We start from the raw sequence: 18032 nt of genomic DNA, 5'->3' as shown, positions 1-18032 counted from the left end.
GAGAGACAAGGTTATGAGCAACGCAAAAGACGTAACAGACGCAAGCTTCAGCACTGATGTGTTGGCCGCCGACAAGCCGGTCATCGTGGATTTCTGGGCCGAATGGTGCGGCCCGTGCCGCAAACTTGGTCCCATCCTCGACGAGATCTCCGTGGAGTACGGCGAGAAGGTCAACGTCGTCAAGGTCAACGTCGATGACAATCCGGCGATCGCCGCGCAGTACGGCATCACTTCCATCCCGGCGGTCTACCTGTTCCAGGGCGGCGAAGTGAAGAGCACCGTCATTGGCGCCAGGCCGAAGCAGTTCTTCGAGAAGGAATTCGCGGACGTGTTGTCCTAGTTTTGTTTAGGTCCGTGAGCCGCGCGGACTGAGTGGTGGCCCTCACTTCCTGGAAGTGGGGGCCGCCGCTGTCTTGTGCTCGTCCTGGCGATGCCGGGTTGCCCGATAATTGGTTACGGTGCCGGGGGATCCCCGGGCACTAATATTCACAAAAGCATCTCTTTCTGGTTGTGTGCCGCCTGGTTTTTCAATCAACGGGATTGGCTTGTTGACCAGCACCATCCCCTACTTGGGGTTGGGGGAAAATCGCTTCCACTGGGCCGGATTATGTGGCTCCGGGATGTTTCACGTGAAACACCAGTGAACGGGACCAAATTCCGATGGCCCAGGGCGGGTGGGCGCCGGTCCTGACGACGCCGATTCGGCGTTTGCGGGATTGCACCCGATACCGCCGGTTCCTGATGGAGGACCGCAGCCAGGCCAACCAGGGCCGGCAGGGGATCCGGCGAGATTCTCCGGGAGGCGGCAGTGTTTCACGTGAAACACCGGACGGCGCAGGTGCGGGCATCACCGCAATTGCAGACCGGCCTCTCGAGTTTCTGCAAGCCGCTTAGTCATGGGGGGCCGGTGTGGCCAGCACGCCCGGCACATGTTTCACGTGAAACACCGGACGGCGGAGGTGCGGGCATCACCGCAATTGCAGACCGGCCTCTCGAGTTTCTGTGAACCGCATAGTCATGGGGGGCCGGTGTGGCCAGCACGCCCGGCACATGTTTCACGTGAAACACCGGACGGCGGAGGTGCGGGCATCACCGCAATTGCAGACCGGCCTCTCGAGTTTCTGCAAGCCGCTTAGTCATGGGGGGCCGGTGTGGCCAGCACGCCCGGCACATGTTTCACGTGAAACCTTCTTTGCCGGCTCTCTCCGGCCAAGACATCGGCCGGTTCCTCGCTTCACGACAGGGGACTATCTCTCTGGGCTGGATGTCGCTCAATAGCACTATCTGAAATATTCCTATCATATTCTGTCCAGGCCGAGGTTGACTCGTATGCCGCGTGACGTTCCGTTTCACGTGAAACATGCTGCAGGGCCGGGAACTCTTAGGAAACATGGACCATTACAAGTCGCCTAAGCCGCTCGCCCGGCCACCGGACTGCACTTGCCGTTCTCCCGAGTGGCCGTGCCTCCTGCCCGATCTGGCTCTATGTCATTGGCGGACCAGCCACAGTGCCGTCCCGGGGCACCTGTTGGCTGGTCGCCCGCTCTCTGAGGGGCAAGGGGCTGCTGCCGAGTGGGGAACCGTGAAGAAAGGGATTCACACTCGTATGCTCCGGCAATCCGGCTCGTTCTCCAGTTAATCACCGTATCTTCAGGGACTGCTTCCTCGAGTTCTCCACAGAAGTTATTCACACCGTTATCCACAGGTATTGAGGTATTGCTCACAGCCGGTGTGACCGTGGGTCCGTTGCCCGCGCGCCCATTGCCAAGCGGGCCTAATAGGGTGAACCGGACCACGTATCGGAGCGCCCGTTTGGTGCTGAAGCCGCGAGGTAATGAGTAACGTTCGAAAACCCAGAAAACCGCGAGATCTCGGGGAAAATTGGCCCGCTGACGTGGACTCAGCTAGCGGCAGGGCTCGAGCAGTATGGCGGTAACCCCGGCATATCCATGTTTCACGTGAAACCCAAAGCGACATGAAGAAGCTGCCGTGACAGCACAACGGCCGTGAAACGGAATGCCCGCGCAACTGCCTCCGATACTGCCGCGGGAAAACCCATCCACACAGTTATCCACAGAAATATCCTCCGGATATTCCCGCTCACGCCAGACCCGGCGCGTGCCGATCGGATGTCCTTTAGATGCCTCTGCCGCCCACCCTAAATCAACGTGGACTTCGGGCAGTCAGCCCATCGGACAGGGACAGCAACAGAGGTTACGACGCAGCCCCGATGATGTCTCCACCAGGCCCAACGTCCGGGGGACAGGTCCGCGGACACCCTGGTAGCACTCCTGCGGGCTATCCCGGTTCGTCTGAACATTCCCCAACGCCAGCCCATGACGGAACCACGGCCACACTCCCAACGAGGGCCAGCCTGCAGCGCCCGCAGGCCGAGCCATCCAAACTGCTCTGACAACGAATCCGGCATCTGCCACCGTCGACCCACAGAACCCGGGGCCGCGTTCGCCGGATCCCTGGGGCTGGAACCCAACGGGGTGCTCATCGCGGCTGCGTCCGGATCCGGGCCGTCACCCGGCGGTGACAGATCCCGTCCGAGTGGTCCGGGTCGCGATGATGCGCCGGAACGTCAGCGGTGGATTCGGTCGGCTGGGGGACCATTCCCGGGACGCAGTCTGGTCGCACGAGGAAGATCTGATCCCTTCCTCTCCCGTGAAGACTCGCCCAACGCGAGGCCTCCCGGCTGCGGATCAAGGCCGCCAAGGCCGCCAATCCCGGGGTCCTCTTCGGCCCTGCGAGCGGGTGCGTGGCCCGCCTGCAGGAGGGGCCCATTCTCGAGGGAAACTCGCACAGGAACTGGTAAAGCTACGCCAAAACAGCCTGCTCCTAATCGATCTAGTCCAGCTTGCGCCTATGCCGAGGCAATCGCGGGCCGCCGGTTGAAACGATGGTTCTGGGTTTTGTCGTCCCGGCGGGCGCTCTGACGTCAGCAGAGTTTCCGTGGTGGGGGCCCGATTGCGGGACCAACAGTGCTTCCGCGAAGTAGTCGAACTGGAATATCGGCAACAAGAAGGAGGGCCGTGCACTGCTTCCGCTGTTGAACCATCTGCTGTAGACGGGCAGCGTCGACCGGACGCGTGTTTGCCCCACAGCGCTGACCGGGGGCGAACATCACTGCGATCCTGTCGCGGGAATGACCCCGGGTGCCGGCGGGGTTGGCCATCGTTGGGCTGGTCAGTTCACCCGGGTTACTCCCTTTCGGGCGAGGGCCTGGGTGAGGCGGACGGAATCGCCGCTGGTCTGACACACGTGTGCGTGGTGCAGCAGCCGGTCAACGACCCTGTAGAGGCCTTCGCCGGCGTCCATTGCCACCGGCCCATATCGTCAATGACCACAAGCTCGGCGCGCAGGATCCAGGACACAGCCCGGGTGACGCTGTCATCGGCGCGGTGGACCCGTATCAGGACGCCGAGGGCTTCGAGAAAGAACGTCTTCCCGGTGACGGAGCCGCCGCAGACTATGAGGTTCTCCCGCCGGGTGATCCATTCCACGGCCCCCAACGTCTGCCGGATCGGGGCCGGGACGGAGGATACGGCGGGGTCCCATGCGTCGAAGGTTTTCCCGGCCGGGAAGCCTGCGGCCTTCCGGCGGGAGGCGAGCATGGACCGGGCCCGTCCGGCGGCTTCTTCGGCGACGAGTGCCTTGATATCCTCGACCGGTTCCCGGCGCTGCGCCCGGGCAGCCGCGATCAGTTCCGGGGCCAGCGCCCGGGCAGGGGTCATTTTCAGGGACCGCATCAGGACCTCCAGATCCGCGGGCAGTCGTGGAGCGGCGGTGTTGGTCGTGGTGACCCGGCCCATCGGGCATCCTCCGCGGTGGCATTGCTGGCGGTTGGGTCGCCGATCGCTGCCCAGGCGCCTGTTGCCTGGGTCAGGGAGGTCGCATCGTTGGCGACGTGCGTGGTGGTGCGGCGGATGTTGACGTTCAGGATCGAGGCCGGGTCCGGGTGGCGAAGCGGCCGGGCAGTGCAGCGTCGCCCCGGGCCCGGTCGATCTGGGCAATGTTGGCGTCTTTAGCCATCGTGAGGGCTTCGGCCATTTTCACGTTGATCCCTGCCGTCCCGGCCACGGCGGCCTCGGCAGCCAGGCCCTAGCGCCCTCGCCGATGGTAAGGAATGGCGGCCTCGTCCGCGCTGCGGGCCCTCACGTCATGCTCGCCGAAGATTCGGGTCTTGGCCGCGGAGAATGGCTCATCGTTGATGGCAGGGCTGCCGGGCCGTGCCCTGTCGTGGCAGGCGACTTCAACCTGGCCGGAAGTGCCATGGTGGACTATGATGACCTGCTCGCCGGGCCCGGGCGCATGGCTGCGTACGAACACCCGGGCCCCGAACCGATGCGCAGGGACCGAGTATTTGGCATTCTCGAACGCGGCCGTCGGGGTGTTCTCCGGAACCGTGCGGGCTAGCCCGAACACGACCGTGCGGGCGGTACTGGGGATCAGGTGCAACCGCGGGGCCTCCTCGGCCAGCATGGCCGACGGTTTGCGCCGGGTCACCCGATGCTCACGGTTGTTCACCTCGTCCACGAATGCCGCTCGGGCTGCCTCCAGTTCGGCGAACGAGGCTTATTCGCCGCGGGGGTTGGTGTCCTTCGGCACGGTGTCGGCCTTGGCGAGCTTCACGGACGCTTCACCCCGCCCTTTGTTGCTGGGTCCGCTTGCTGGCAGGTCAGCACGGTCACCGCGTATTCTCTGAACTCGCCCAAGGGGATGCTCGGAGGTGTCGGTGATGATCAATTTCTCTTGGTGGAGGGCAACCCGAGAGAGACGGTCGGTTGGCCTGTGCGGCGACGTTGAGCTTGGGCGAGTTTGTCCTCGGCTCCGGCGAGACTGACCTGCAAGCCCTCGATCTCGCCGAGCCAGCCTTCGCGTTCGGCCTCGGCGATGCGGGCGAGGAGGTTGTCGCGGATCTCGAGGAGCCGGTCGTGCTGGGCAGGGTCGGGCCAGAGCATCGGGCAGCGGATGCAGGCGTGCTCGTGAATGCAGGGGGTTCCGAATGCTCGCCCGCAGGTCCCGGTCGCGACTTTGCGTTTTTCGAAGTGCCCGAGGAACTCCTCCCATTCCTCGTCGGTGGGGGTGCGGTACTCCTCGCTCGGCCGAAGTGATCGTCTGCGGGCCAGGAACGCCAGGTGGGCGTCGACAGCCTCGGTGGGGTAGACAGCCTTGTAGCCCATGGTGACGTTGATGTCGCGATGTCCGGCGATGATCTGCGCGATGTGCGGCGGCAGCCCGCTGAGGACCGCGTCGGTGATGAACAGCCTTCTGAAGTCGTGGGGTGTGAAGTGCAGCGGCTTGCCGGTGACCGGGTCGGTCAGGCCCGACTGTTCCAGGGCTTCGGTGAGCAGATCGCGGATCAGTCCTGGGTTTATCGCCCGCTGCTCGCCCACGTCGCTGCGCTGGAACAGGACCGGTGCGGCTGGCCTCCAGATTCGCTCATGCTGGTCGTATGCCTCGACCAGCGGAACGGCTCCGGACTTGGGGTTTTGGACGCGGCGGATGATGAGGCTGAGGACGTCGGCCAGTTCGGGACTGACCACCAGCAACCGCTCGGTGTCGGTCTTGGACGGGGCGATCTGCAGCAAAGGAACGAGCTCTCCGCTGGTGGGCAGCCGGTATTGGACCAGACTGTGGTGGGACAGCTCGGTTAGTTCCTCGACGCGGATCCCGGTGGCCCGAAGGACCTCGACTGCAGCGAAGGCCCAGAACGCGTGCTCTTCCTCGTGGCCCAGATCGCGCCACTGTCCGGTGTCGGGGTCGACCGCCCAGATCTTCGCGGCAGCCGATCGTGAGGGAGCCACTCGCATCAGTGTCTGACCGGCCGCGGTGAACATCGTTCCGGGGGCAGCCTCGTTTGCCGATTCCAGCAGCGCGGCGGCGTCCTTCCGGTGCCGGTTGACGCTCTCGACCAGGACGGGCAGTACCGGCAGTCGTTCTCGCGTGCGGGCGTCCATGCGGGACTTGCGGTGGCGCTTGGACTTGCGGCGGTCGATCTCCTCCCTTCCGATTGGGCAGGGAGCGACCCAGTGCGCCCAGCGGGCCGGGTCCTCGAGGGCCCACTGTGCCAAGTCGAGGTAGAGCGCACGGACAGGAGTCAGGCATTCGCGGTAGTTGACCCGCTCGACTTCGATGTTTCGCTTGCGTCCGTCGGGGCCGGTGACGGTACGGGTGATGGTGCGCAGCCGCCGCTTCCAGGCACCGGCGACGCCGGCGGGGAGGACGAGGCTGTCAATGCCGGGGTGATGGCGCTCCACCTCGGCCCAGAACAGGCCGGCCAGATGGTAAGCGATCGAGGTCAGACTGCGGTAGTCGAGAGTCGGCTGGCGTTCCTTGAGGTAGGCGACCAAGAGATCGCGGATGTGACGGGAGGAGAGTTGGTACTGGTCGATCAACTCTTCAGGGGTTTTCTGTCCGGCGACGCGCAAGTGACGCAATGTGGCTGGTGCGTCGGGTCCGAAGGAGCCCATCTCGTGCAGCAGCCGGTAGAACAGGCCGGTCGAGCCGACATTGGTGCCGCGCGCGTCGGCTTCGGCGTCCAACATCTCCAGGACATCACCAGGGGTGATGTCCTTGATCGTCCCGCCCTTTGCCGAGACCAAAGCCGCGGCGCGGTAAAGGTTACGGGTCAGTGCCGCCTGGGCGACCTTCGGGTCGGCTGAGCATCGGGCCCGCAGTTCGGCGAATCCGTCGGGATCACGCATGGCCGCCATCGTTCGGCCCAGTGATCCGGCCCCGAACGCCGCGACGCTCAACCAGGCAAGCGAGGGGCGGATCAGGTCGGCGCCGAACACGATGTGAAGGGAACGGAAGAACTGCTCCTCATCCCAGCGGCTCTCCCGGCCGAGGCTTCGCAGCCAGGCCAGGGGAATCTGCCGCCAGGGCCGACCCGCTGCTTCGACGCCGGACGCCAACCACCGCTCCTGCCAGGTCGCGCCCGGATGTTCGCCGAGCCAGTCGAGAACCCATCGGCTGCCCTGACGCGGGACGCTCATATGATCGCTCGCCTCGGCATGCCGCGATCGCATGCGGGTCAAGGCCTCCGGCCGGTCCAGCATCGTTGCGGGCCAGTCGGTGTCGGCCGCTCGGGCCCGAAGCGACCCGCTCAGCAGTGGCGCAGGCGCGGCGGAGATACCGTCTTGGGTTTGGGGATCGTCGGTGATCAGGACAGGCATGATGGTGACCCTCCGAACAGGACTTGCAGGGTCTCGGGCGCATAGCCCGGCGCTGGAACTGGAGCCGCCCGCCGCGGGGCTTGGCGGGTCTGTTGCTCGTGGTGGTCCAAGACGCGCCGGATCACTTCCTGCTTCCGCGGACTCAGGTAGATCTGCGTGGTCGTCAACAGCGCGTGCCCGAGCACGAACTGGACATCGGTCAATGGCAGGTTCGGGTCCTCAGCCATCCGGTAGGCCGCGGTATGCCGCAGTGCGTGGAGCGTCGCATCACTCCCTGCCGCGCGGACCGCCCGTTCGAACATTCGGTGCGCCGCATGGTAGGTCAGTGGACGATAGGGCTCCCGCAGCGTCCACCAGACCGGCTGCGACCGTCCTTTTGGCAGACGCCCTTGCATCTCGAGCTCATAGAGCCGCAGCCAGACGAACGCATCAGGTGAAGCCGGCAGTTCCTGACTCGCCCCCGAGCCCTTGCGGATGACCGTGATCACCTGCCTGCCAGGATCAACGCCGCTGCGCAGGGCCGACAGTAGCTCCGAGGCCCGGGCCCCCGTCGAGACATAGAAAGCGACCATCGCGCGATCCCGGTGTGAGGGCAGGCGAGCAAAGATCTCGTTGAACTTCTCGTCAGGAATGCTGCGCGGGATCCTCGAGGCAAGTCGCGGCCGGAACAAGCCGCTCCGTTCGTTCCGGTAGGGCTCCATTGGATTGTGATGGGCATGCGCACGACCCCCGCGCCGTGAACTCTCCAACGGGTTGAGCAGTGGCCCAGTCCCGGTCTCGAGATGGAAGTCGTAGAACCGGCGCAGCACCGTCTCGCTGTGCGCCCGGACCGCCGGCGAATACGGGACCGGCTTCGACCAACGCCGCACCGACTCATCGGGCCTGCGCCAATGCGATCGTTGCGGCTTGCCCGCCACCAGCATCCAGCGGGCGAAGTCACGGGCATCGACACGGCTCGCCCGGTTCCAGTCGACGTCGACCGCCCAGAGGAAGCGGAACCACCGCAGCAGGTCCATCCCGTAGGAACGCAGCGTCGAGGCCGATCTGCCCGCCGCCTGCAACTCGTCGAAGAACGCCGACACCGCCGCGATCGGCGCACCTCCGGCATCAACAAGCCGACACGGCCGACACGGGTCCCCTGTGCTCTCAACCGCCCCTACCAACGGCACCGACAGTCGAGCCAGGTCTCTGTCCACGTCTTCGCTCATCACAAAACAAGACCGTAGACACCGAACCAGAAACTAAGCGTCAACCAGCACAAACGCGTGTCGTAGTTCAGTAAACGGGTAGTAGCGGGCGAAGTCCAGGGTCCGCTGGTTCCGCAACGCGACCCCGGCAACATGGGCGGTGGTGACGGTCTTCACCCCGCCGATCCGTGGCCCGTCATCGACGTCGTACTGCATCCCACATCCCCGGCTCGGTGATCCAGGGCCGGTGGACTCGTGAATCGCACCGGGTTTGATGGAGACATCGGTTACCCGGAAGGATGATTCCCATCCCAGAACGGAAGTACCCGGTTGAGCTGCGTGAGCGGGCGACACGGATGGTCCTTGATGCACGGAAAGACCCTGCGACCAGGACCGGCGCATACCGCCGGATCGGCGAGCAGCTCGGGGTGAATCCCGAAGCGCTCCGGACCTGGGTGAGCCGGGCCGAGATCGACGAGGGCCTGCGCCCGGGGAACGACGACGGCGGACTCAGACCGGATTACTGAACTCGAGCGTGAGGTCCGCGAGCTGCGCCGGGCGAACACGATCCTGAAGCAGGCCTCGGCTTGTCTATCGCGGCGGAGCTCGACCGCCCGTCGAGGTGATGTGCGCCTTCGTGGAAGAACACCGCGTTGAGCACGGGGTCGAGCCGATCTGCAAGGCACTGCAGATCGCCCCGAGCACGTACTACGCCCACCGTTCCCGGCCCGAGTCCGCCAGAAGCATCAGGGACAGGGAGCTGGCCGAGGAGATCCAGGACATCCATAAGAGGAACTACGGTGTCTACGGGGCCCGGAAGATCCACGCGCAGCTGCGCAGGCAAGACATCCAGGCTGCCCGCTGCACCGTGGAGCGGCTCATGCGGGCCGAGGGCTTACGCGGGATATCGCGGGCCAAGGGGCCACGGACGACTAAACCGGCACCGGAGACCGGCAGGCCCTCGGATCTGGTCGAACGCCGGTTCCAGGCGGCGGCACCGAACCGGTTGTGGGTCGCCGACATCACGTACGTCCGCACGTTCGCCGGCTGGGTGTACGCGGCGTTCGTTCTGGATGTCTTCTCGCGCCGCATCGTAGGCTGGCAAGTCTCAACCAGCCTCTATACCGAGCTGGCCCTGGACGCCTTGGAAATGGGGATCTGGTCCCGCCGGAAGGACGGCGCCGACCTTGCCGGGCTGGTCCACCACAGCGACCGGGGGTCCAGTATCGGGCCATCCGCTACGCCGAGCGCCTCGCTGCCGAGGAGGCTGTGGCTTCGGTGGGCTCAAAGGGCGATAGTTACGACAATGCCATGGCGGAGGCTCTAAACTCGCTGTTCAAAGCCGAACTGGTCCGGAACAAGGGGCCATGGCGTGACATCAACCACCTCGAGGTCGCCGTCGCCGAATGGGTCGATTGGTACAACCACCGGCGTCTCCACGGCGAGTTAGGCCACGTCCCGCCAGCCGAATACGAGCACCTCCACGCCAGTCACACCGAACCAGAACTACTCACAATTTCCAATTAAAAATGTCTCCATCAAACCCGGGGCTTGACACATGTCAGGGGCGTCCCCGCGCCGGATCAGCGTGTCGGCAGCGGCCATTGCGGCGTCGAAGCCGGCGGATCCGGACGCGGCATCCACCGCGTTGAGCAGCCGCCGCCGATCCGTGGCAGTGGCTTGATCCAGCCAGTCGCGCACCGGATCGGTGACCAGGGCCCGCAGCGGGGAATGGGACCACGCACCGGGCTTGGTCACCAGCAACGGGACCAGAGACGCTGGTTCAAAGATCGTCTCGGTCTGCCGGCCGAAAGCCCGCGGGAAAGACCTCACGGGTTCGGAATGCTCGTCAAGGATCTCGATGACGTCGTGGCGCAACCCCACGGTCAGCATCCGCCCATGGAAGGAGGGCCCGGCGGCGTAGGTGTTCCCGTCGATGAGCAGGTTCCGGGTCTTGTCGGCCTTCCGGGACTCGTAGCGGACCGGGTCGAACCCTACCCCCGGCAACTCCAGGGATGCCGCCACGTCCTGGGCGAACAGTTCACCCAGCGGCAGGCCCTTGCGATAGTGCGTGTTGCTGGCCAGGGCGTCGCACCGGGCCAGCAGAACTTCGTTGAGGCCGGCCAACGTGGCCGCCTCGGGTTCGGGGACCATGAGGTTGCGGCGCAGGAACCCGACAGCGTTTTCCACGTTCCCTTTCTCATGTCCCGAATACGGGTTGCAGTACCTGGATTCTGCCCGGTAGTGCAGCTTGAACGCGCCGAAGAGTTTGGTCTCCACGACCTTGGTCCCGATGCGGCGTCCGATACCCGTGGCATTGTCAAAGACCATATGCCTCGGCACGGCCCCCACATGCTCGAACACCCTGCGCAGCCCGTGGCAGACGCATTCGGCGGTCTCGCCGCGGTATGCCTGGACGAAGCGCATGTTCGAGAACGGGAAGGTTGCCACAAGGATGTGCAGGACCTGCCGGATCCCGGCGATGATGGCCTCGGCCTGCCCGAAGTCGACCTGCACGGTGCCGGCCGGCCACACCAGTTCGGTGAAGCCCTCCCCGGCCTGCCGGTTCCGGGCCGTCCACTTCTTCACGTGGCGTTGCACCGGGGAATACGTGCCGCTGAAACCATGCTCATCCACGAGCCGGTCAAAGATCCGCTTGGCCGTATGCCGCTGCTTGCGCGGCCGGCGCTGGTCCTCGCCCAGCCACCGCTCAATGATGTGATCGAACCCTGTCAACACCGAGGCGCCGGGCCTGGCCAGCGGTGCCGGCGCCGCCGGGGAGAAGTCTTCCTGCTCGGCGTACTTGGCCACCGAAGCACGGCTGACGCCCAACGTGCGGGCGATCTCACGCACCGGGACTCCCTGGGAATCGAGCCTTCTGATATTTTCTTGTACGGACATGGGTACCGTCATCTGCTTTCCAGCCCTTCCGGCGCATACGCTTCGCAATGGCAGCGCCGTAAGGAACCTATCCGGGAGGTGGCGGGCCCATGTCCCTGACACTCTAGGAAGGGCCCCGGCCACCGGGTGATCTCTATCCAAGCCAGCCCCCGAAACAACGATTTTCAGGAGAAAAGACTGGCCTGATTCTTACCGCTCTTTTGGCCTGAAACAAGCCACCAACCTGGCTCAAATTCCTGGCTGAAACGGCCTACAGATAGTCGATCACACACGGCCCCGCTGCGTGAGCTGTTCACCCTTCTCAAGGGCCCTGCGGTGTGCGGGTCCCGGCAGATGACCCGGTTCGCTGGCCGGCTGGTCGTGGCCATGACGGCACGCAGATGGCCGTGGCCGACACCGAGGCCAACCGGGCCAGGTACCCCAAGCCGCGCGGCGGCCCCAACGGGGAGGCCGGATACCCGATCATCCGGCTGGTCGCGATCCTCACGGCCGGGACCCGTTCGGTGATCGACGCGGACTTCGGCACCGACGCCATAGGCGAGCTGACCTACGCCCGGCAGCCCATCTCCTGCCTGCAACCGGGCATGGTGCTGCTCGGGGACCGGAACTTCGCCACCTGCGACTTCTTCCGTGAAGTGGTCGCCACCGGAGCGGACTTCCTCTTCCGCGCCAGGACCGGTCTCAGCGCCATGAAACTCCCGGTCCTTCAGCAACTGGCCAACGGTTCCTACCTCTCCCATGCCGCCGGCCAACGCGTACGGGTCATCGACGCCGAACTCACGGTCACCACCGAGGGCAAAACGCTCACCGCCGAATACCGGCTGGTCACCACGCTGCTCGACCCGATCCCAGGCTCCCGCCCCGGGACTGGTCAGGCTCTACCATGAGCGTTGGGAGATCGAAACGGCGTACTGCGAATTGAAATCATGCATCCTGAACGGCCGGGTGCTGCGCGGCCGGCACCTTGCCGCGGTCATCCAGGAGACCTGGGCGCTGCTGTCCTGCTGCCAGGTGTTGCGCACCGCGATGACCGATGTGACGCTGCGGCATCCCGAGGTCGATCCGGACCGCCTGTCCTTCACCATCGGACTGAGGTCCGCCCGCGACCAGGTGGTCCAGGCCCGCGGGATCCTCAGCGGAACCGTGGTGGACCTGGTCGGTCGCCTCGGGCCGGCCGTGCTGGCCGAACCGCTGCCGCATCCGCTCCCGGCCCCGGCCCCGGGTGGTCAAACGCGCGATCTCCAAATACCGCGCCAAGGAACGGGATGTCGACCATCGGACCTATCCCGCAACACTCAACACCAGGATCTTGACACCGGATCCCGGCCCCTAACCGAACGGCATTGGGGTTATGGTGCTCCGCTCCGAGGCGTTGGATCGGCGGACCGGCCAGTCCACCCCGAGCGCCTTGAACGTACTGCCGCCCGCTGCAAACAGACTGGAAATGCGCGGCAAGGTAGGTTCCCTTGGTCAGCATCGCGGCCAGCCCGTGACATGCTCGTCCCGGAGCTGGGGAATTTCGGACTGTAGCCGCCCCAGCGACAGCTCGGCAAGGATCGCCGGCTCATTTTCCTCCGCGAGCATCGCCTCCAGGGCCGCCCCCACCGACTTCGTCAGGATCTTCGAGGCAACGCTGGAGAGCTTGATGCCGACGTCCTACAGAACCTTCTCCATCCCTTGGTCGGCTCGGCTACGTTCCTCCACCTGGGTCTACGACGATGCCTGGGCTTTCCGTCGCCGACGTAGTGTGTTCCCATCGGCGACCTGGGGTGGCTGAGAATCTCGGTGTCTTGCGGTCCGAAGAACATGATGGCGTCGTCGTCGGAAATGACGCGGACGGTTTCTCCGATGTGTTCTTCACCCATCGAAGGGCCCGGCGACTCCCCGTGCAGGTATTGATGCAGGGTCTGGTGGAAGTGTACGTTTTGGTGGTCTTGTAGGGCTTGCCGGTGATCGGTCGCATTCCCTTGGCCTTGAGGAATTCGACCATGGCGCCGCTGCGGCCACGCCGGGTCGGGTTCCGGGATGCCCCGTTGTCGGAAAGGAATTTCAGCGGCACACAGTGGCGTTCGATAGCCAGGGCGACGGCGGTGATCGCAGCGAGCATGGTTTTCCCGCTGGCCACCAGGGAGGCCAGCACGAGCCGGGAATGGTCATCGATGAGCTGGAAGACTGCTGTCTTCGTCCGGCCGGCAAGCAGCCACTCCGTCGGGTGGATTTGCCAGACGGCATTCGGCTACGGATTGACGACGCGCTTGTAGGCCGCTGCGCGGCTTCTTCCGGGGTTCCGGACCACCCGGCCCCGGAAGAAGATCATGGCCACGCTCGCCCGCGACGGCGGCGGGAAGCCCGGCCTGGTCAGCTTTGCCACCACCGGCGGCGGGGGCACGAACGAGGGCCGCACAAGGCCGTGTTCGACCAGTCGCGGTCTCAGGCTTCCCCTTAGATGCAGGCCGCCTGACCGTGCCCCGGTGGGCATCGAGCCCGACACAAGGTTGAGCGCCATCCCGTTGTCGGTCAGCAAGCGTTGCGGCACCCCATGGGCTGCGATGACCTTGGGCACGACCGCCAGGCCGCCTCGCTCGTTTCACCGGATGCTACGTGGGAGGCGACCGCGAGGCGTGAATGATCATCTTGCAGGTGGAAGATCACGCACTTGCGCCACCGGTGAGTACCTCCTCGGTGGCATCCAACCGCCAGCAGGCGTTCGGGCCGGGTAGACGAACCTGCGGTACGCGGCCCGGGGTTTCTTCTTCGGTTCGGAACGGGCCACGTTCTTCTCCCGAAAGATCCGCGCCAGCGAAGCCGGCGAGGGTACGTGCATCCCCAAGGACACCATTTTGTCGTACACACTGATCGGCGCATGATCCAGCCCGGAAGACTCCAGGGCGGCACGCACCTTCAGCCGTCCATGCTTGAGGACCTGGGACAGCCGGTCGGCGAAGTTTGCGGGCGGCGTGCCTATTCACCCGTCCTTCTTTGCCACCACCACTATGGGCCGGCCAAAACCCCGCCAACACCACCGGGAAGTGTCACCACCACAACCCTCGGAAGTGTCACCGGTCTCCTGAGGCAGAACTGTCACCGATGTCCTGAGAGATAACACGCCCCTTGAATTCGACGGACCACTGCCTTCCAAATACGAAAGTAAGGCTCGTCAGGCTGCGGTGGCCGGGGTGATGGTGACGTCGAAGCCGGGGCTGTTGAGCTTTTTGATGGCGTTGTTCCTGGCTTTGACCGGGTCCAGCCGGGTGAAGTGGTCGGGCCCGGGGCCGGCGTAACATTCGCCCTCGGCGAGCAGGTGCCAGGCCGCGGTGAGGATGGAGTGCTCCACGGCGACGAGGGCTTTCATCGGTCCCCGGCGGGCGGCGATGCGCCGGTATTTGGCGGCGAGGTAGGTGTCCTTGCTCCCGGAGGCGGAGAGGGCCGCGGTGCCGAGGGCGGCTTTGAGGTATTTGTTGCCGGGCAGGATGTGCGCGGATTTGATCCGGCCGGCTGATTCGTTGGAGCCGGGACAGACACCGGTCCAGGATGCGAGCCGGCCGGGGGTTTCGAAGCGGGTCATGTCCGCCCCGGTTTCGGCGATGATCACGTCGGCGACTTTGAGTGAGACTCCGGGGATGGTGGCCAGGAATTCCCTGGCGGTACGAAAGGGTGTCATCGCCTCCTCGATGCGCTCGGTGAGCTGCTCGATGATGCGGGTCTGGGCGTCGATCCGGTCCAGGTACAGCCGGGCCATGAACGCGTGGTGTTCCTTGAACCGGCCGGTCAGCGCGTCCACGAGTTCCGGGATTTTGGAGCGGAGGGTTCCCTTGGCGAGTCCGGCGAGGACTTCCGGGTTCCGTTCCCCGTTGATGAGGGCTTCGAGCATCGCTCGGGAGGAAACCCCGGTCAGGTCTGAGACCACCGCGGAGAGCTTGATCCCGGAGCCTTCCAGGAACTTCTCCAGGCGCTGGATTTCACGGGTCCGGTCACGGGTGGCGATGGACCGGGCCCGGGTCAGATCCCGCAGTTCACGGATCGGTTCCGGCGGGACGAACGAGGCCCGGAGCAGGCCGTGCGCGGCGAGCCGGGCCAGTCAGGCCGCGTCGGAGACGTCCGTCTTCCGGCCCGGGATGTTCCGGGCGGCCTTGGCGTTGACCAGCATCACCGGCAGCGTCTCCTCCAAAAGATAAAAGAAGGGTTTCCAGTAGCCGCTGGTCGCTTCCATCACCACCGTGGTGACGTGCTCGCGTTCCAGAAGCTCCCGCAGCTCAAGGATCTGCCTTGTCGTCGCACCCCAGGTGGTCACCGTTGAAGTGTAGGTCCCGGCCCGTTGCCCCGGCCGACGGAGACAAACCTTCGCGTCGCGCTTGGAAATATCCATTCCCGCGGCCCGTTCGTGCACGACATCCATGACTGTTCCTCCTGACACCTTGACCTGGTTTATGTCGGCGTCTGTCGCGGGGAGGACAGGGAAAATTCAGGAATCTAACACTCGTGCTCCAAGGCAACAATCCACGGTTCCCATGGGAGTCCTCCGCGCCACACTAATGGGCAGGCTCACCATCAGCACCAAGTACGCACCGGCGTCGACCGAGACAGACACCTCCATGATCCGCCTCGTCACGCACCAACTGCCAGAGGCAAAACGCGAGGCACCGGCAACATTCTCCCACCACGGCGCGACAGCGACGCTGGGCCGCTAATCGGGGTCCCGGACCGGCATGCCGCGGGCGCGACACTGTTTCACGTGAAACACTGCTCGTTAGGTATTTCCCCAAAGGAGCGCTATGGGTGCGCGACTACGCGCGAAGGCAGCGCCCACCACCATGGCTGGCGCTGCTTCGCCGCGTTTCCGGCGCAGGACCATGACGTTTTGATGGGTGTGCATACTCTCGGCGCATATGCGGTCGGCCCGGCGCACGGCCGCACCAGTGTCCGGCGGGCACGAAAAGCCGGCCGGTATGTCCGGGAACAAATCGCAGCGTCCCCGTCACCGATGGACCCCGGGCAGCACGACGACGGATCCTCCGTATGTGGATTCCCGCTCCTGCCGCCGTGGGCAAGGCAGGCGGCAAGCTTTTCGGCTGGGCACCGCCCGACGATGCGACCGGCTCAGGGAGACCCTGACCGGGCTGTCCGGCCATAGGGAAATCCAAGCATTCATCGCCTGGCACGCGGGTGCTCAGGTCTTCTGTTCATCCTGCCCGCCATCCCTTGGTGAAACTCAGAAAGGATCCCGTCAGATGGGCCCGGAAGTTTTCCGCCTGAACGGCTATTTTCGCCCGCAAAGCCCGGCCTGTTTCACGTGAAACAGCAGAAGCGATGGTGACATCCACGCGGGGGCGCCGCACGTGGAGGACAGCAATGCAAGGAACCGCAGCACAACAGGACCCGCGCAGACTCCTACCCCGCGCCCTCACCCGGAGACAGCTAAGGCCTGTTTCACGTGAAACAGGCCTTATCTGAACCGGACTGCTAGCCCGATGCGCCTGGCGACAGTACATCCATGATCCGATTGAGATCCTCAACGCTTGCAAATTCAATGCTGACGCGGCCCTTCCTGGCCCCCAGCGAGATCTTGACGTTCGTGTCCAGCCGGTCAGACAACGAAGATGCCAGGTAATCGAGCCGCTCATGGCGCGCGCCGGGACGCGGGATGTTGTTCTTCGCCGGTGAAGCCGGGCTCTGGTAGAGAGTCACCGCCTCCTCGGTGGCACGGACGGACATACCTTCGGCGACAATCTTCTGGGCCAGACGTTCCATCGCCGCAGCGTCGGGCAGCGCCAGGAGGGCGCGCGCATGGCCGGCCGAAATGACGCTTGCCGCAACGCGACGCTGGACTAGCGGCGGCAGCTTCAGCAGGCGGAGCGTGTTGGAAACCTGCGGGCGCGAGCGGCCGATGCGATCCGCCAACTGCTCATGGGTTGTCCCGAAGTCTTCCAGCAGCTGCTGGTAGGCCGCGGCCTCTTCGAGCGGGTTCAGCTGGCTGCGGTGGAGGTTCTCCAGCAAAGCATCCCTGAGGAGGTCGTCATCCGTAGTATCACGGACAATCGCCGGGATTGTTTCCATTCCCGCGGCCTGCACTGCCCGCCAGCGGCGCTCACCCATGACCAGCTCATAGGGTTCTCCACCCTTTTCCGTTGAGGTACGGACAACAATTGGCTGGAGGACGCCAATTTCCTTGACCGAGTGAACCAGCTCCGCCATGTCATCCTCATCGAAGATGGAACGCGGCTGTTTGCGGTTGGGGTGGATGTCGGTGACAGGAATTTCGGCGAACCGGACCCCGGGGACCTCAACCAGTTCCACCTCCGCCCCGGTGCCGAACTCAGGGGCAGAATCCTTGGCAGCCTGTGCGGCGACCTTCTTGGCGGCTGCCTTGGAAGCGGCCGGCGTCCGAACGGGCGCCTTCTTGGGTGCAGGAGTTGTACCGGCAGCCGCATCGCCGGCTTCATCTGCAGCAGCCGCAGAATCGGCAGCGGCCGGCTTTAACGAGAACAGTTGCGGCGCTGCCGCATCCTGCTTCAAGTTGGCTGGCAGTTTGTCCGCGATTACGGGAGTATCCTCGACGAGAGACTTCTTCCGGGACTCGGGAAAGAAGAGATCCACGGGCCGGGAAGGTGCAGCAGCATTTCCGGAGGCGTTAGCCGGGGCGGAACTTGGAATGAGTGCGCCAAGTCCACGGCCGAGGCCGCGTCGCTTATCGCTCATGGATAAATCCCTCCAGTGGAAGAGCCGGGCATCACCTGGCTCTGGCTAGTGCAAGTCTTGAAGA

The 18032-nt window shown here is 64.8% G+C and carries 9 protein-coding genes, 5 pseudogenes and 1 other annotated feature; of the genes and pseudogenes, 4 read left to right on the top strand and 10 right to left on the bottom strand.

Annotated features, from left to right (window positions below; genetic code table 11):
* The first annotated feature begins 13 nt into the window (after positions 1–13).
* Complete coding sequence (gene trxA / locus E5206_RS03190) at positions 14–340, top strand: thioredoxin (protein ID WP_136321227.1); 327 nt, start codon at positions 14–16, stop codon at positions 338–340.
* A 2866-nt stretch (positions 341–3206) separates the two neighbouring features.
* Here trxA and E5206_RS03185 read toward each other — a convergent pair.
* From E5206_RS03185 to E5206_RS19165, 5 genes and pseudogenes are all read right to left on the bottom strand, one after another.
* Positions 3207–3818, bottom strand: a complete 612-nt coding sequence (locus E5206_RS03185; RefSeq protein WP_240689909.1) for an ATP-binding protein — start codon at positions 3816–3818, stop codon at positions 3207–3209.
* 125 nt (positions 3819–3943) lie between these two features.
* A pseudogene (locus E5206_RS19810) lies at positions 3944–4709 on the bottom strand (IS21 family transposase); the annotation flags it as partial.
* Positions 4710–4748: 39 nt separating this feature from the next.
* Positions 4749–7184, bottom strand: coding sequence for a site-specific integrase (locus E5206_RS03175; RefSeq protein WP_136321225.1), 2436 nt, complete (start codon positions 7182–7184; stop codon positions 4749–4751).
* A complete protein-coding gene (locus E5206_RS03170) occupies positions 7172–8392 on the bottom strand; it encodes a site-specific integrase (RefSeq protein ID WP_136321224.1) in 1221 nt (406 codons plus the stop codon). The genes E5206_RS03175 and E5206_RS03170 overlap by 13 nt, the downstream gene beginning before the upstream one ends.
* Positions 8393–8425: 33 nt before the next feature.
* Positions 8426–8587 carry a hypothetical protein gene (locus E5206_RS19165; RefSeq protein WP_168709255.1) on the bottom strand — a complete coding sequence of 54 codons (162 nt, stop codon included), beginning with the start codon at positions 8585–8587 and terminating at the stop codon, positions 8426–8428.
* Positions 8588–8670: 83 nt separating this feature from the next.
* On the opposite strand from E5206_RS19165, the pseudogene E5206_RS03165 reads away from it, so the two are divergent.
* A pseudogene (locus E5206_RS03165) lies at positions 8671–9898 on the top strand (IS3 family transposase).
* Positions 8956–9071 (top strand) — a sequence feature (AL1L pseudoknot). (Overlaps the previous pseudogene by 116 nt.)
* A 36-nt stretch (positions 9899–9934) precedes the next feature.
* On the opposite strand, the pseudogene istA reads toward E5206_RS03165, so the two are convergent.
* Positions 9935–11272, bottom strand: a pseudogene (istA, locus tag E5206_RS03160) (IS21 family transposase); the annotation flags it as partial.
* A gap of 386 nt (positions 11273–11658) precedes the next feature.
* Here istA and E5206_RS03155 point away from each other — a divergent pair.
* A complete protein-coding gene (locus E5206_RS03155; protein ID WP_136321222.1) occupies positions 11659–12159 on the top strand; it encodes a hypothetical protein in 501 nt (166 codons plus the stop codon).
* 37 nt (positions 12160–12196) lie between these two features.
* Here the strand turns inward: E5206_RS03155 and E5206_RS03150 are convergent, their stop codons facing one another.
* From E5206_RS03150 to E5206_RS03135, 3 genes and pseudogenes are all read right to left on the bottom strand, one after another.
* A complete protein-coding gene (locus E5206_RS03150; RefSeq protein WP_136321221.1) occupies positions 12197–12502 on the bottom strand; it encodes a hypothetical protein in 306 nt (101 codons plus the stop codon).
* 1264 nt (positions 12503–13766) lie between these two features.
* A pseudogene (locus E5206_RS03140) lies at positions 13767–14233 on the bottom strand (IS481 family transposase); the annotation flags it as partial.
* Positions 14234–14429: 196 nt separating this feature from the next.
* Positions 14430–15668: pseudogene (locus E5206_RS03135) on the bottom strand (IS110 family transposase).
* 112 nt (positions 15669–15780) lie between these two features.
* Between E5206_RS03135 and E5206_RS03130 the strand changes: the two are divergent.
* Entirely contained in the window at positions 15781–15960 is a 180-nt protein-coding gene (locus E5206_RS03130) for a hypothetical protein (RefSeq protein WP_136321220.1), read from the top strand.
* Positions 15961–16732: 772 nt separating this feature from the next.
* Here the strand turns inward: E5206_RS03130 and E5206_RS03125 are convergent.
* Positions 16733–17968 (bottom strand): ParB/RepB/Spo0J family partition protein, encoded by a 1236-nt coding sequence (locus E5206_RS03125; RefSeq protein ID WP_136321219.1) that lies wholly within the window; start codon positions 17966–17968, stop codon positions 16733–16735.
* Positions 17969–18032 lie beyond the last annotated feature (64 nt).

The sequence above is a fragment of the Arthrobacter sp. PAMC25564 genome (genome assembly GCF_004798705.1).
GTDB lineage: Bacteria > Actinomycetota > Actinomycetes > Actinomycetales > Micrococcaceae > Arthrobacter.
The sequence above is the reverse complement of the archived record's forward strand: the minus strand, read 5'-3'. Positions and strand labels throughout refer to the sequence as shown.

Bases quoted from the DNA above. Each gene is read 5' to 3' on its own strand.
- trxA (WP_136321227.1), top strand. From the start codon at position 14: ATGAGCAACGCAAAAGACGTAACAGACGCAAGCTTCAGCACTGATGTG.
- E5206_RS03185 (WP_240689909.1), bottom strand. From the start codon at position 3,818: ATGGGCCGGGTCACCACGACCAACACCGCCGCTCCACGACTGCCCGCG.
- E5206_RS03175 (WP_136321225.1), bottom strand. From the start codon at position 7,184: ATGCCTGTCCTGATCACCGACGATCCCCAAACCCAAGACGGTATCTCC.
- E5206_RS03170 (WP_136321224.1), bottom strand. From the start codon at position 8,392: ATGAGCGAAGACGTGGACAGAGACCTGGCTCGACTGTCGGTGCCGTTG.
- E5206_RS19165 (WP_168709255.1), bottom strand. From the start codon at position 8,587: ATGCAGTACGACGTCGATGACGGGCCACGGATCGGCGGGGTGAAGACC.
- E5206_RS03130 (WP_136321220.1), top strand. From the start codon at position 15,781: ATGGGAGTCCTCCGCGCCACACTAATGGGCAGGCTCACCATCAGCACC.
- E5206_RS03125 (WP_136321219.1), bottom strand. From the start codon at position 17,968: ATGAGCGATAAGCGACGCGGCCTCGGCCGTGGACTTGGCGCACTCATT.